At 68.6% G+C, this 13,509-nt stretch carries 14 protein-coding genes and 1 pseudogene; 6 read left to right on the top strand and 9 right to left on the bottom strand.

Going from position 1 to position 13,509, the window contains the following annotated elements; genetic code table 11:
* Positions 1-30: 30 nt before the first annotated feature.
* The 5 genes and pseudogenes from ABIE44_RS10805 to ABIE44_RS10785 all read right to left on the bottom strand — a co-directional run bounded on the left by ABIE44_RS10805 (position 31) and on the right by ABIE44_RS10785 (position 4,823).
* A complete protein-coding gene (locus ABIE44_RS10805) occupies positions 31-441 on the bottom strand; it encodes a heat shock protein transcriptional repressor HspR (RefSeq protein ID WP_209718260.1) in 411 nt (136 codons plus the stop codon).
* Positions 441-1,585 (bottom strand): annotated as a pseudogene (gene dnaJ, locus ABIE44_RS10800) (molecular chaperone DnaJ). The gene ABIE44_RS10805 and the pseudogene dnaJ overlap by 1 nt, the downstream one beginning before the upstream one ends.
* A 70-nt stretch (positions 1,586-1,655) precedes the next feature.
* Positions 1,656-2,270 (bottom strand): nucleotide exchange factor GrpE, encoded by a 615-nt coding sequence (grpE, locus tag ABIE44_RS10795; RefSeq protein WP_209718266.1) that lies wholly within the window; start codon positions 2,268-2,270, stop codon positions 1,656-1,658.
* Positions 2,267-4,120: a molecular chaperone DnaK gene (gene dnaK / locus ABIE44_RS10790; RefSeq protein ID WP_209718269.1), complete on the bottom strand. Its 1,854-nt coding sequence runs from the start codon at positions 4,118-4,120 to the stop codon at positions 2,267-2,269. The genes grpE and dnaK overlap by 4 nt, the downstream gene beginning before the upstream one ends.
* Positions 4,121-4,304: 184 nt before the next feature.
* Positions 4,305-4,823 (bottom strand): MarR family winged helix-turn-helix transcriptional regulator, encoded by a 519-nt coding sequence (locus tag ABIE44_RS10785; RefSeq protein ID WP_209718271.1) that lies wholly within the window; start codon positions 4,821-4,823, stop codon positions 4,305-4,307.
* A gap of 39 nt (positions 4,824-4,862) precedes the next feature.
* Between ABIE44_RS10785 and ABIE44_RS10780 the strand changes: the two genes are divergently transcribed.
* Both ABIE44_RS10780 and ABIE44_RS10775 read left to right on the top strand, forming a co-directional pair.
* A complete protein-coding gene (locus ABIE44_RS10780; RefSeq protein ID WP_209718274.1) occupies positions 4,863-5,807 on the top strand; it encodes an EamA family transporter in 945 nt (314 codons plus the stop codon).
* 21 nt (positions 5,808-5,828) lie between these two features.
* The gene (locus tag ABIE44_RS10775; protein WP_209718277.1) at positions 5,829-6,677 is read left to right on the top strand and encodes an aldo/keto reductase; all 849 of its coding nucleotides are present in this window, start codon (positions 5,829-5,831) and stop codon (positions 6,675-6,677) included.
* Positions 6,678-6,683: 6 nt separating this feature from the next.
* Here the strand turns inward: ABIE44_RS10775 and ABIE44_RS10770 are convergent, their stop codons facing one another.
* From ABIE44_RS10770 to ABIE44_RS10760, 3 genes are all read right to left on the bottom strand, one after another.
* Positions 6,684-7,244: a hypothetical protein gene (locus tag ABIE44_RS10770; RefSeq protein ID WP_209718280.1), complete on the bottom strand. Its 561-nt coding sequence runs from the start codon at positions 7,242-7,244 to the stop codon at positions 6,684-6,686.
* Positions 7,245-7,317: 73 nt separating this feature from the next.
* A complete protein-coding gene (locus ABIE44_RS10765; RefSeq protein WP_209718283.1) occupies positions 7,318-7,791 on the bottom strand; it encodes a nitroreductase family deazaflavin-dependent oxidoreductase in 474 nt (157 codons plus the stop codon).
* Positions 7,792-7,812: 21 nt separating this feature from the next.
* A complete protein-coding gene (locus ABIE44_RS10760) occupies positions 7,813-8,253 on the bottom strand; it encodes a nuclear transport factor 2 family protein (protein ID WP_209718286.1) in 441 nt (146 codons plus the stop codon).
* A 104-nt stretch (positions 8,254-8,357) separates the two neighbouring features.
* On the opposite strand from ABIE44_RS10760, the gene ABIE44_RS10755 reads away from it, so the two are divergent.
* The 4 genes from ABIE44_RS10755 to ABIE44_RS10740 all read left to right on the top strand — a co-directional run bounded on the left by ABIE44_RS10755 (position 8,358) and on the right by ABIE44_RS10740 (position 12,528).
* Positions 8,358-9,242 carry a TIGR03619 family F420-dependent LLM class oxidoreductase gene (locus ABIE44_RS10755; protein WP_209718289.1) on the top strand — a complete coding sequence of 295 codons (885 nt, stop codon included), beginning with the start codon at positions 8,358-8,360 and terminating at the stop codon, positions 9,240-9,242.
* A gap of 58 nt (positions 9,243-9,300) precedes the next feature.
* Positions 9,301-10,449: a hypothetical protein gene (locus ABIE44_RS10750; protein ID WP_209718292.1), complete on the top strand. Its 1,149-nt coding sequence runs from the start codon at positions 9,301-9,303 to the stop codon at positions 10,447-10,449.
* Positions 10,446-11,288 (top strand): SDR family oxidoreductase, encoded by an 843-nt coding sequence (locus ABIE44_RS10745; protein ID WP_209718295.1) that lies wholly within the window; start codon positions 10,446-10,448, stop codon positions 11,286-11,288. The genes ABIE44_RS10750 and ABIE44_RS10745 overlap by 4 nt, the downstream gene beginning before the upstream one ends.
* An 82-nt stretch (positions 11,289-11,370) precedes the next feature.
* A complete protein-coding gene (locus tag ABIE44_RS10740) occupies positions 11,371-12,528 on the top strand; it encodes a sulfotransferase family protein (protein ID WP_354437996.1) in 1,158 nt (385 codons plus the stop codon).
* On the opposite strand, the gene ABIE44_RS10735 is transcribed toward ABIE44_RS10740, so the two are convergent.
* Positions 12,491-13,465, bottom strand: a complete 975-nt coding sequence (locus ABIE44_RS10735) for a helix-turn-helix transcriptional regulator (RefSeq protein WP_209718297.1) — start codon at positions 13,463-13,465, stop codon at positions 12,491-12,493. The genes ABIE44_RS10740 and ABIE44_RS10735 overlap by 38 nt on opposite strands.
* Positions 13,466-13,509 lie beyond the last annotated feature (44 nt).

Below are 13,509 nucleotides of genomic sequence, written 5' to 3'. Positions count from 1 at the left end.
CACCGTGGAGAGCTTCCGTTCGCCCACCCGTCACCCGAACGGGTGGAGGGCACCGCCGCGAGGCCGGATGACCGGCAGGTTGGGGCGCCGCTCGGCCAGCGCGGCCGAGGTCTGGTCGAGAGCGGCCTGCAGAGCGCGGGCTCGCTCGAGCAGCTCGGCGTTGCGGGCGCGGAGCGCCAGGACCTGGTTCTCCAGGTCGACGATGCGCCGGACGCCCTCCAGCCCGATACCCGCCGCGGTCAGCTCGGCGACGACCCGGAGCGCCTCGATGTCGTTGAGCGAGTAGCGCCGCCCGCCGCCGCCGGTCCGCCCCGGGGAGACCAGCCCCATCCGGTCGTACTGCCGCAGCGTCTGCGGGTGCAGGCCGGTCAGCTCGGCCGCCACGCTGATCACGTAGACGGGCGTGCTGGGCCCCGGTGCACGTGGTGTGTGCCGTGGCATCACGAGCTCCGTTTCTCGAAGAGTCCGGCGCGCGGGTCGCGACCCGCTCGGGCTTCACGGTACGCCGACACGGCCGCCCGGGTGGCGTCGTCCAGCTCGGTCGGCACCTGCACCTCGACCGAGACGAGAAGGTCGCCCTTCTCCCCTCCCTTGCGGGGAGCACCGCGTCCGCGGACCCGCAGCACCCGGCCCGTCGGCGTACCGGCGGGGATGCGGAGCGTGACGGGCGCACCGTCCAGGGTCGGCACGGTGATCTCGGCGCCGAGCGCGGCCTCGTCGAAGGAGACGGGGGCCGTCAGCGTGAGGTGGTCGCCCTTGCGGCCGAACAGCGGGTGCGCAGCGACCTTGACGTTGACGAAGAGGTCGCCCGCCGGCCCGCCGGATTCTCCGAGGGCTCCCTTGCCCTTCAGACGGATCCGCTGGCCGTCCTTCACCCCGGCCGGGATGCGTGCCTGGAGCGTGCGGCTGGACCGGCCTCTGCCCGACCCGTGGCAGGTGGGGCAGCTCTCGGCGTACACGACCTGGTGGCCGTGGCACTGCGGGCAGGTCTCGTTCATCGCGAAGCCGCCGCCCATGTTGTTCACGACCTGGCCGGCGCCGCCGCAGGTCGGGCAGACGTGCGGCTTCGTGCCCGGCTTGCCACCGGTCCCGCGACAGGTCTCGCACGCGGTCTCGGAGGAGAGCCGCAACGAGATGGTGGTGCCCTCCAGTGCTTCCTCGAACGAGATCGCCGCCTCGGTCTCGAGGTCGGCGCCGCGGCTCGCGCGCCGCTGACCGCGCCGCGGCCGCCGGGCGTGCCGCCCCCGAACATCCCGCCGAGGAGGTCGGAGAGGTCGAAGCCCGCCGCTCCCCCGCCGAAGTTCGGTTGACCGCTCCCGAAGCCGCCCCCGAAGCCCCCGGGCATCCCACCCCCGTAGGTGCGGATGTCGTCGTACTCCTTGCGCTTCGCAGCGTCGCTGAGGACGTCGTTCGCCTCGGCGACCTCCTTGAACCGCGCCTCCGCAGCCGCGTCCCCCGGGTGGGAGTCGGGGTGGTTCTCGCGCGCGAGCTTGCGGTACGCCTTCTTGATCGCGGACGCGTCGGCGTCCTTCGAGACCCCGAGGACCTTGTAGAAGTCCTTGGTGGCCCAGTCAGCCTGTGACATCACCCCTCCTCTCAGTGGTGAAGGTTGGTTGAGGTGCAGGACGAAGTCCTGCCTCGAAACCCGGTGGGGGCTACGCCTCCGGGTCGACCACCAGGACCTGCGCAGCACGCACGACCCGGTCGCCGATCTTGTAGCCGGCCTTGGCGATCAGCTGACAGGTCTGCACCGACACCTCGGCACTCGTCCCGACGTGGGACAGCGCCTCGTGCAGCGCAGGGTCGAACGCGTCGCCCGGCTCGCCGAACCGGACCAGCCCGAGGCCGGCCACGATCCGCTCGAGCTGCTCCGCAACGCCCTTGAACCCGCCCTCGACCTCGCCCGCCTCGCGGGCCCGATCGATGTTGTCGAGCACGTCCAGCATCGGGGTGAGCACCGCGAACACGGCGTTCTCCCGGACCAGGTCGCGGTCGCGGTCGACCCGGCGCTTGTAGTTGAGGAACTCCGCCTGCAGCCGCTGCAGGTCGGCGGTGCGCTCGGCCGCCTCCTGCTGTGCCGCAGTGAGCGGGTCAGCCGGGGCCGCATCCGCCACCCCGCCGTCTTCGAGCAGGTCCGACGGCTCGAGGGGGTTGCCCTCCTCGATGAAGTTGTCGATGCCGGAGATGTCGTCGGGCACGGTGACCTCTAGGTCGTCGGCCCCCTGAGCCGGAGTCTCCTCCGGCTCAGGGGTCGACGGCGTCTCGGTCACTTCTGCTCGTCCTCGTCGACGATCTCGGCGTCGACGACGTCGTCGTCACCATCTGCGGACTCGGCGCCCTCGGCCGGAGCGCCCTCACCCTCGCCCTCGTTGGCCGCGTACAGCGCCGCGCCCATCTTCTGGCTGGACTCACCGAGCTTGGTGATCGCGGCCTTGATCGAGTCGGCCACTGCATCATCCGGGTTCTCGTCAGCGAGAAGCGCCTTCAGCGCGTCCACGTCGGCGGTGACCTCGGTCTTTACGTCCTCGGGCAGCTTGTCGTCGTTCTCGGACACGAACTTCTCGGTCGAGTAGACGAGGCTGTCGGCCTGGTTGCGGACCTCGACGGCCTCGCGACGCTTGGCGTCCTCCTCGGCGTACTGCTCGGCGTCGCGGACCATGCGCTCGATGTCGTCCTTCGACAGCGCGCTGCCGCCGGAGATGGTCATCGACTGCTCCTTGCCGGTGCCCTGGTCCTTCGCAGCCACGTGCACGATGCCGTTGGCGTCGATGTCGAAGGTGACCTCGATCTTCGGGATGCCCCGCGGAGCCGGCGGCAGGCCGGTGAGCTCGAAGTTGCCGAGCGCCTGGTTCTGCGCCCACATCTGCCGCTCGCCCTGGGCCACCTTGATCTCGACCGACGGCTGGTTGTCGTCCGCGGTCGTGAAGATCTCCGAACGCTTGGTCGGGATCGTGGTGTTCCGCTCGATCAGCGTGGTCATCACGCCGCCCTTGGTCTCGATGCCCAGAGACAGCGGGGTGACGTCGAGGAGCAGGACGTCCTTGACCTCGCCCTTGAGGACACCGGCCTGGAGCGCGGCGCCGACGGCCACGACCTCGTCCGGGTTCACGCCCTTGTTGGGCTCCTTGCCACCGAGCAGCTCCTTGACGACGTCCGTGACGGCCGGCATCCGGGTGGAGCCACCGACGAGCACGACGTGGTCGATCGCGGAGACGGCGACGCCGCCGTCCTTGAGGACCTGCTGGAACGGCTTCTTGGTCCGCTCGAGGAGGTCGGCCGTGAGCTTCTGGAACTCGGCGCGGGTCAGCTTCTCCTCGAAGTGCAGCGGGCCGGACTCGCCGTGGGTGATGTAGGGCAGGTGGATCTGGGTCTCGGCCGAGCTGGACAGCTCGATCTTCGCCTTCTCCGCGGCCTCCTGCAGACGCTGCAGGGCGATCTTGTCCGCGGCGAGGTCGACGCCGTTGTTGTCCTTGAACTTCTTGGTCATCCACTCGACGATCGCCTGGTCCCAGTCGTCACCACCGAGGTGGTTGTCGCCACTGGTGGCCTTGACCTCGACGACACCCTCGCCGATCTCGAGCAGGGACACGTCGAACGTGCCGCCGCCGAGGTCGAAGACGAGGATGGTCTGGTCGGAGTCGCCCTTGTCGAGACCGTAGGCGAGCGCGGCCGCGGTCGGCTCGTTGACGATGCGGCTGACGTTGAGACCCGCGATCTCACCGGCCTCCTTGGTCGCCTGGCGCTGCGCGTCGGAGAAGTACGCCGGCACGGTGATGACCGCGTCGGTCACCGTCTCGCCGAGGTACGCCTCGGCGTCGCGCTTGAGCTTCTGGAGCACGAAGGCGCTGATCTGCTGGGGGGTGAAGTCCTTGTCGTCGATCTTCACCTTCCAGTCGGTGCCCATGTGGCGCTTGACCGACCGGATGGTGCGGTCCACGTTCGTGACCGCCTGACGCTTGGCGACCTCGCCGACGAGGACCTCGCCGGACTTGGCGAAGGCGACGACGGACGGAGTCGTACGCGCACCTTCAGCATTCGCGATGACGGTGGGTTCTCCACCTTCGAGGACCGAGACGACGGAGTTCGTCGTACCGAGGTCGATGCCGACCGCACGTGCCATGTTGGGTTACCTCCGTGGTGAGCCCGGGTTCTCCGGGCGCTGGTTTCCAAAGTCTGGGATTGCGCCGCCCATCGTGCGCCGCGTCCTCCAGTTTGGCAAATAAGTTGAGTGGATTCAACTCAACTCTTGTCAGGGGTCACAACGCAGGTCCCCGCGGGATTTGTTCCACGTTCCCGAAGAATCTTCAGCGCGACCCGGCGGCGCTCTCCAGGCCGACCAGCAGCTTGCGCAGCAGCCCCGCGAGCTGGTCCCGCTCGGCGCGCGACAGCCCCCCCAGCAGCCGGTCCTCGTTGGCCCAGTGCTTGGCGACCAGACGGTCGGTGACCTCGAGCCCGCGGCGCGTGAGCTCGATCAGCCGGCCACGTCCGTCGTGCTCCGCGATCGTGCGGGTCACCAGGCCCGCGGCCACCAGGCGGTCCACCCGCTTGGTCACCGCGCCCGAGGTGACGACCATCGTCGCGGTCAGGCCCGTCGCGGAGAGCCGGTACGGCGCGCCCGCCCGGCGCAGCGAGGCGAGGACGTCGAAGTCGCCGTGGCTCAGACCCTCCTCGGCGAACGGCGGTCGCAAGCCGATGTCGAGCAGCTCGGCTGCGCGGTGGATCCGACCGACCACGCCCATCGGCGAGGGGTCGAGATCTGGGCGCTCGACGGCCCACTGCCCCATGATCCGGTCCACGCCGTCCTCGAGGTTCTCGCGACTCATGCCTTGATCTTATCTTCCATGGAAACTATTATGTTTTCCATGGAAACTAAATCCTCAGCAGGTTACTCCCTCGGCACCGTCCTGCTCACCGCGGTCGCACCGCTGGCGTGGGGATCGACGTACATCGTCACCGAGAACTTCCTGCCGCCGGACCGGCCGCTGTTCGCCGCCACCGTCCGCGCACTCCCCGTCGGCCTGGTGCTGCTCGCGTTCGTGCGGCAGCTGCCGCCGCGGGGCTGGCGACTGCGGGCGGTCGTCCTCGGGCTGTGCAACATCGGCCTCTTCTTCCCGCTGATCTTCCTGTCCGCGTACCACCTGCCCGGCGGCCTGGCGGCTACGCTCCAAGCCACCTCGCCGCTCGCTGTCATGGCGCTGGCCTGGCCGCTGATCGGCGAACGGCCTGCCGGAGTCCGGGTCGGCGCCGCCCTCGTCGGCCTGGTCGGCGTCGCGCTCCTCGTGCTGCGCAGTCCCGGCCACGTCGACGGCCTCGGCCTGGCGGCGGCGTTCGGCTCGGTGCTGGTCTCCGGCCTCGGGTTCGTGCTGATCAAGCGCTGGCCTGCTCCCGTCACGACGAAGTCACCGGAGGGAGTCGGGATGCTCACCCTGGTCTCCTGGCAGCTCGTCGTGGGCGGCCTCGCGCTGCTGCCGATCGGCCTGGTCGTCGAGGGCGCTCCTCCGGCGATCGACGGCCGAGCCGTCCTCGGGTTCTCCTGGATCGCGATCGCCGGGACCGGGCTCGCCTACTTCTGCTGGTTCCGCGGACTCTCCCGGATGCCGGCCGGCGCGGCCTCGCTGATCGGCCTCGTCAACCCGGTCGTCGGGACCCTGCTCGGCATCGCCTTCGCCTCCGAGGCGTTCGGCCCGACCCAGGCGCTCGGGATGGCACTGGTGCTCGGCGGCGTGGTCGCCGGACAGCGCCTGACGCGGCCCCTTGTGCCCGTCGCTTCGCCGGCGGCCGCGGTGGTTGCCGGGAATACCCGCTAGCCGCGTGTTGTCATGCCTGACATGACTTCCGTACCGAACCTGACCCTGAACGACGGCCACACCATCCCGCAGCTCGGCTTCGGTGTTTTCCAGGTGCCTCCGGCCGACACCGCGAAGGTCACCCTCGACGCGTTCGAGGCCGGCTACCGGCACATCGACACCGCGCAGATGTACGGCAACGAGGAGGGAGTCGGGAAGGCGATCCGGGAATCGGGTCTCGCCCGCGACGACGTCTACATCACCACCAAGCTCAACAACGGCTTCCACCGGCCCGACGACGCCCGAGCGGCGTTCGAGACGTCCCTGGAGAAGCTCGGTCTCGACCAGGTCGACCTGTTCCTGATCCACTGGCCGCTGCCGACGCAGTACGACGGCGACTTCGTCTCCACCTGGAACACGCTCATCGAGTTCGCCGCCGACGGCCGCGCGCGCTCGATCGGGGTGTCGAACTTCCAGGTCGACCACCTCGCCCGCCTGGCCGCCGAGACCTCCGTCGTGCCGGCCGTGAACCAGATCGAGGTGCACCCCTACTTCGGCAACGAGACCGTGCGCGCCGCCGGCGAGGCCGCCGGCATCCTCACCGAGGCGTGGTCCCCGATCGCCCAGGGAGCCGTGCTGGACGACCCGACCATCACCGCGATCGCGGACAAGCTCGGCCGGACGCCCTCGCAGGTGACCCTGCGCTGGCACGTCCAGCGCGGCGACATCGTCTTCCCCAAGACGCTCTCGCCGGAGCGGATGCGCGAGAACGCAGCGATCTTCGACTTCGAGCTCGGCGCCGACGACGTCGCCGCGATCACGGCCCTGGACAAGGGCGAGGGCGGTCGCCGCGGACCGAACCCGAGCACGTTCGACTGGATCCCCAGCTGAGCCCGATCAGTCGACGGTGACCGACACCTCGTTCGACGTGGTGTCGTTCGCCGGGTCGTAGACCCGGAACTTGTTCTCACCCTCGCGGCTGGTCTGCACGTAGGTGGCGAAGGAACCGAGGTTCACCTGGAGCTGGACGCCGAAGTCGACCCACTCACCGTCCTCGAAACGCTGGACGAGCAGTGAGACGTTGTCCTGCCCGGCGTACTCACCGGTGAGGTTCACCCGCTCCATCTCGCCGACCGTCGCGGGCGAGATGTGCAGGACCAGATCGCCGTCCTCGGGGGGAAGCGTCGGCAGGTCCGACGGTTCGTCGGTGGGGAGGTCGGTGGGCTCGTCGGTGGCGGCCGGGTCGGTGAGCGCCGTGGTCGGCAGCGGCGCGATCGTGCCGGTGCTGCCCGGGCCGGAGAACGGGTCGTCGTCGGTGGAGTTCAGGTCGAGCGACTTCACCACGAACATGGTGGTCAGACCGATGAAGAGGCCGATCGCCAGGGCGATGCCCAGGAACTTCAGGACGGCGGCGAGGACCTCCTGCTGGCGGTCCTCCTCGGTCTGGTGGTCACTCACGCCCTCCAGAATAGGGTCCCGGCACCAGAGCCCGCGCGCCCCGCTGTGGACAACGAGACATGCCCCACACCCGCTACCGAGGTTCGAGCACGACCACCGGGATGACCCGCTCGGTCCACGACTGGTAGCTGTCGTAGTCCGGGTAGAGGTCGACCAGCTTCGGCCAGAGCACGGCACGCTCGTCGGCGTCGGCCACGTGCGCCCTCATCGGTACCCGGTCGCGTCCCGTCTGCACGACGACCTCGGGATCGGCGGTGACGTTGAGGAACCACATCGGGTTCTCCGGCCGACCCGCCTGCGACGCGACCACGACCACCCGGTCGCCGTCGCGGAGGTAGACCAGCGGGGTGGTCCGCGGCAGGCCGGTCTTGCGCCCGGTGTGCTCGACCAGGCAGATGGGGACGGGGTTCCGGAATCCCGCGCCGATCCGCCAGTGCGAACCCAGGCGCCCGCCCGTGCGCTTGAACAGCCAGACGTTCGCGGCGGCCATGACCTTCATGAACTTCACGGTCCCGGGGTCGTCGAGACCCTTCGGCTTCTTGTCCATCGGCGCGCTCGAACGACCGGGTCACATACCGAGCGCTTCGAAACCGCGGCGCCAGAGCACGGTCTCGTGCAGCTTGCGCGAGCGCCAGCCGGCCTCGGTGCGGGTGAAGGTGTGCCGGTAGATGCCGGTCACCTCGACGGGGAACTTGGAGTCCGGGCCGAAGTCGAACGTCATCGGGTTGTGGAAGTACGCGTTGGCCTGGACCTCTCCGCCGTCGAGGTGCTCGTAGTCGATCTGTCCGATCATGTGCACGCGGCTGGGCGCCACGGCGAGGTTCTCGATCAGCCAGGGCTTCACCTCGGCGAACGTCGCCTCGATGCCACCGGACTCGACGTAGTTGATCGCGGCATCCGGCGTGAACACCTTGTCGAGGCGGTCCCACTCGGCGAGGTCGATGCCGAACGTGTAGTTCGTGATCGCGTCACGGATCTCGGTGCGGTCGAGGATGTCCTGCAATTCCATGCTGCGCTCCTGGATGTCGATCGAGAGGCGCCTTCAGAAAAAAGCCCTCCTTGACTGCTTGATCACTCTAGCCATGAAACTGGAACACGTTCTAGTCTTGCGGGATGCGATTCTCCTTTGCCGAAGGCATGACGAAGACCGAGTACTGGGCGCCGATGGCTCAGGCCTGCGAAGCAGCCGGCTACACCTCGATGACGATTGCCGACTCCCTGATCTACCCGCAGGAGTCCGACTCGAAGTACCCCTACACCGACACCGGTGACCGGGAGTTCCTCGAGGGCAAGGAGTTCATCGAGACGATGATCCTCTGCGCGCACATCTTCGCGGTGACCGAGAAGCTGCGGCTGACGCCGTTCGTCCTGAAGATGCCGATCCGGCCGCCGGTCCTCACGGCCAAGCAGGCGAGCAGCCTCGCCTTCCTGTCGAACAACCGGCTCGGACTCGGCGTCGGCATCTCGCCGTGGCCCGAGGACTTCGAGGCCCTGGGCGTCCCGTGGGCGCGGCGCGGCAAGCGCCTCGACGAGTGCATCGACATCCTGCGCGGCCTGACCAGCGGCGAGTTCTTCGAGTACCACGGCGAGTTCTACGACATCCAGTCGCTCAAGCAGTGCCCGGCCCCGACCGAGCCCATCCCGGTGCTGGTCGGCGGGCACGCTGACGCCGCCCTGCGCCGGGCCGTCGTCAAGGGCGACGGCTGGATGCACGCCGGTGGCGACGGCGAGGAGCTCGACAGGTTGCTGACCCGTCTGGCCGAGATCCGCAAGGAGGAAGGTGACACCCGCGGTCCCGACGAGTTCGAGATCCACGTGATCTCCTACGACGCCTACACCGTGGACGGCATCAAGCGCCTGGAGGACAAGGGCGTCACCGACGCGATCGTCGGCTTCCGGGTGCCCTACATCATGGGACCGGACACCGAGCCGCTGCAGACCAAGATAGACAACATCAACCGGTACGCCGAGGACATCATCAGCAAGGTGTCGCTGTGACGCGTCCGGTCGTCGAGCCGCACCCGGTCGTCGAGCTTGTCGAGACGTGGTGACCGGAATGGCTGACGTTACGAAGGTCTTCTCCGATGCCGTCGCCGAGGCCGAGCAGCTGATCGCGAACCCGCCGTTCGAGATCTCCGAGCAGGAGCGCGCCGAGGGGTACGACTACCTCGCCGGCAGCATCCGGTCCTCGCTGCAGATGGCCTTCGACTACGACCTCGTGCACCCGGTGCTGGTCAACCCCACGCACCAGTACGCCCGGCAGGGTCTGGACAACCCCGACGCGATCTACTTCAACGCCTACCTGACCGAGGGAGCCTCCTACGAGCTCTCCGGCGTGCGCGGCACCGCGGCGGACCTGTCCTTCCAGATCATGGACGGCAACTACTCGCCCGAGGGCGCGCCCACCAGCGTGGCGGCGTTCGACGACCGCGAACTGGACATCGCGGAGGACGGTTCGTTCTCCTGGAAGTTCGGTCCGGAGCTCGGCCTGAAGAAGGGCGCGACGCTGATCATCCGCGAGGTGTTCAACGACTGGAACACCGAGACACGCGGCACCCTGCGGCTGCAGCGGCTCGACACCGCCGGCGTCCCGCGCGAGCCGTTCTCGATGGACAACGTCTCCAAGCGGTACGGCGTCGCGGCGAAGATGCTGCTGGGCAAGATCAAGACCTGGTTCGCGTTCCCCGAGTGGTTCACCTACAAGGAGCCGGTCAACACCCTGACGGCGCCCAAGTCGACTCCCGGCGGGCTCGCGTCGCAGTTCTCCTCCCTGGGGCACTACGAGCTCAGCGACGACCAGGCCCTGGTGATCACGGTGCCGGTACCGCACTGCGACTACTACGCGATCCAGATCGGCTCGAAGTGGTACGTCTCCACCGACTACGAGCACTACCAGTCGTCGCTCACCAAGGCGCAGTCCCAGGCGGACCCCGACGGCAAGTTCCGCTACGTCGTGTCGACGAAGAACCCCGGCATCGCCAACTGGCTGGACACCACCGACCACCCGAAGGGCGTGATGATGCTGCGCTGGCAGCGCATCGAGCGCGAGCTGACCGCCGACGACGGCCCGACCGTCGAGCTGGTCGCCTTCGACGAGATCGAGAAGCACCTCCCGTACTACGACTCGAACCGAGTCACCCCCGAGCAGTACTCCACCCGAATCGCCGCCCGCCAGGTCGGCATCGCACGAAGGATGATCTCTTGAGCAACGAGCTTGGCTACGCAGAAGCACACGACACCTCGATCGAGGACCGCTACACCCCGGCCCCGTTGCTGAAGGGCAAGGTCATCGTGATCTCGGGCATCGGTCCCGGCCTGGGCAAGTCCCTGGCCGAGGAGGCCGCCAAGATGGGCGCCGACCTGGTCATCGCGAGCCGAACCGAGTCGCGTCTCGACGAGATCGCCGAGCTGTGCGAGGGCTACGGGGTCAAGGTCGCGAAGGTCGTCACCGACGTGCGCAGCGAGGAGTCGCGGGCCAACCTGCGCGACAAGACCCTCGAGGCCTTCGGCCGCGTCGACTGCGTCATCAACAACGCGTTCACCATCCCGCCGATGGACCCGATCACGCAGATCGACCCGGTGGCGCTGGCGAAGGTCAACGAGACCAACGTCTTCGCACCGCTGCGCCTCTCGGCTCTCTTCGCCGACGCACTCTCGGAGTCCAAGGGCTCGATCATCATGCTCAACTCCTGCGTCTCGTTCTCCTCGCAGCCCGAGTACGCCGGCTACAAGCTGAGCAAGGGCGCCCTGGAGCACCTCGCGTCCTCGCTGGCCACCGAGCTCGGCCCGCGCGGCATCCGGGTGAACAGCGTCGCGCCGTCGTACATCTACGAGGACGTGAACCGCGGTTACTTCGACTTCCTCGGCGCTGTCGAGAACAAGACCCACGAGCAGGTGTACGCCGAGAAGGCCGCCCCGACCGACCTGCAGCGTCTGGCTTCCTCCGAAGAGGTCGCCCGCGCCACGCTCTTCCTGGCCAGCGACCTGGCCTCCGCCGTCACCGGTCAAATGCTGACCGTCGACTGCGGCGAATTCCACGACTGAGCAGAGAACCGTCACCACGTCCCGTCAGGCTCGACGACCGGTCGTCGAGCCCGACGGGACGCCGCACCACGAAAGCAGAGCAATGAGCGACAACGTGATGACCCGGGAACGCCCGGACGTCGGCAGCTACGAGGACATCGTCGCGGCCGCCGTACGGACCACGGGCATGACCGACTTCGGCGACGGGCTCCACGAGGAAGGTCTGCGGGTCCTCACCGAGGACCTCGCCTCCCCCGAGGCCGGCCTGACCCCGCGCGGCAACTACTTCCACCGCTCCGAGGTGAAGAGCGCGCTGGTCGGCGTCCTGCTGACACAGGCTCAGTTCGCCGCGCACCCTGAGCACGCGGACGTGAAGATCGAACGCCCCATCTTCCTGATGGGCCTGCCCCGCACCGGCACCACGATCCTGCACCGGCTGCTGCACGCCGACCCCGCCTCGCAGGGCCTGGAGATGTGGTTGACCCAGTACCCGCAGCCCCGGCCGCCGCGCGAGACCTGGGAGTCGGACCCGATCTTCAACGCGATGCAGCAGGCGTTCACCGCGCACCACATCGAGCAGCCCGAGTTCATGGGCATCCACTACATGGATGCGACCACCGTCGAGGAGTGCTGGCGGCTGCTGCGCCAGACCGGGAAGTCGAACTCGTACGAGTCGCTGGCGAACCTTCCGCGCTACACCGAGTGGCTCAAGAACCAGGACTGGACCGACGCCTACGCCCGGCACAAGCAGAATCTGCAGCTGGTCGGCATGAACGACACCGACAAGCGCTGGGTTCTCAAGAACCCCTCGCACATGAGCGGCCTGGACGCCCTGATGACGGTGTACCCCGACGCACTCATCGTCTACACGCACCGCGAGCCGGTCACCTGCATCGCCTCGTCGTGCTCGCTGTCGGCCGAGACGACCGTCGGACAGTCCGACACCTACGTCGGTGGCGTCATCGGCCACACCCAGCTGGACCTCTGGTCGCGCGCGTTCCACACGTTCCACGACGCCCGGGGCAAGTACGACCAGGACCAGTTCATCGACATCTCCTTCGGCGACCTCGTCAAGGACCAGGTCGGCACCGCGCGCAGCGTGTACGAGAAGTTCGGCCTGGACTGGACTCCGGAGACGCAGGCTGCCGTCGAGGAGATCGACCGCGAGGCCAAGGAGGGCAAGGCAGCGCCGAAGCACTCCTACGACCTCAAGGACTACGGCCTCACCGAGAAGCAGGTCCTGGACGCGTTCGACCGCTGACCGCAGCGGAGTAGCGCTCCGCCAGAGCACGCACGTGCTCGGCCAGGGCGGGGTCGTCGACGTGGAAGTCCATGCCCAGCATGGAGATCCACACCGCGACGACCTCGTAGCTGTCCCCTCCGGTGACCAGCACGCTGCCACCGTCGGGGTGCGCCTCGACGGTGCCGACCGCCGGGTTGATCCGGCCGAGCACCTCGTCGGGCTCCGCGTCGATGCGGATCCGGGCGTGCACTGCCCAGCCGGTGCGGGCGACCTCGCGGACGACGAAGTCGGTGAGGTCGCCCGGGAACTCGACCGGGACGAACCGGCGGCCCCCCGGCGTCTTCACCCGGAGCCAGTCCACCCGGTACGGCGCCCAGGTGTCGCTCCTCGGGTCGCGCGCGACCAGGTACCAGCGACGTTGCCAGGCGACCAGGTGGTACGGCTCGAGCTCGCGCGGCTCGTCGCGGTAGTCGCAGCGGAGGCCGTCGTGGTCACGGATCGCGAGCGAGACGGCTTCGAGCACCGAGGCGTCGACCTCCGGATCCTCCACGTTGCTGTCGGTGTTGACCGGACCTGCGGTGGTCGCCTTCACCACCGCGGTGAGCTTGCGACGCAGCCGGTCGGGCAGGACCTGCTCGAGCTTGGCGAGCGCCCGTGCGCTGGTCTCCTCGACACCGGAGACGCCGGTGGCCGCGCGGAGCCCGACGGCGACCGCCACCGCCTCCTCGTCGTCGAGCAGCAGGGGCGGGAGCTTGGCTCCGACGCCGAGGCGGTAACGGCCACCCGGGCCTCGGACCGCGTCCACCGGGTAGCCGAGCTCGCGCAACCGGGCGACGTCGTTGCGGATCGTCCGGTCCGAGACGCCGAGACGCTCGGCGAGGTCGGCCCCCGACCAGTCGGGCCGGCTCTGGAGCAGCGAGAGCAGGGCCAACGTACGGGTCGCGGTCTCCCCCACAATATTTCCTCGCGGTCCAGAATTCAGGAATCGTATCTTCCGGA

It is taken from the genome of Marmoricola sp. OAE513, from assembly GCF_040546585.1.
Lineage (GTDB): Bacteria > Actinomycetota > Actinomycetes > Propionibacteriales > Nocardioidaceae > Marmoricola.
This window is presented reverse-complemented; position numbering and strand designations above follow the sequence as displayed.

Excerpts from the sequence above, each read along its gene's own strand:
- ABIE44_RS10805 (WP_209718260.1), bottom strand. The coding sequence starts at position 441 with ATGCCACGGCACACACCACGTGCACCGGGGCCCAGCACGCCCGTCTAC.
- dnaK (WP_209718269.1), bottom strand. The coding sequence starts at position 4,120 with ATGGCACGTGCGGTCGGCATCGACCTCGGTACGACGAACTCCGTCGTC.
- ABIE44_RS10785 (WP_209718271.1), bottom strand. The coding sequence starts at position 4,823 with ATGAGTCGCGAGAACCTCGAGGACGGCGTGGACCGGATCATGGGGCAG.
- ABIE44_RS10780 (WP_209718274.1), top strand. The coding sequence starts at position 4,863 with ATGGAAACTAAATCCTCAGCAGGTTACTCCCTCGGCACCGTCCTGCTC.
- ABIE44_RS10775 (WP_209718277.1), top strand. The coding sequence starts at position 5,829 with ATGACTTCCGTACCGAACCTGACCCTGAACGACGGCCACACCATCCCG.
- ABIE44_RS10765 (WP_209718283.1), bottom strand. The coding sequence starts at position 7,791 with ATGGACAAGAAGCCGAAGGGTCTCGACGACCCCGGGACCGTGAAGTTC.
- ABIE44_RS10760 (WP_209718286.1), bottom strand. The coding sequence starts at position 8,253 with ATGGAATTGCAGGACATCCTCGACCGCACCGAGATCCGTGACGCGATC.
- ABIE44_RS10755 (WP_209718289.1), top strand. The coding sequence starts at position 8,358 with ATGCGATTCTCCTTTGCCGAAGGCATGACGAAGACCGAGTACTGGGCG.
- ABIE44_RS10750 (WP_209718292.1), top strand. The coding sequence starts at position 9,301 with ATGGCTGACGTTACGAAGGTCTTCTCCGATGCCGTCGCCGAGGCCGAG.
- ABIE44_RS10740 (WP_354437996.1), top strand. The coding sequence starts at position 11,371 with ATGAGCGACAACGTGATGACCCGGGAACGCCCGGACGTCGGCAGCTAC.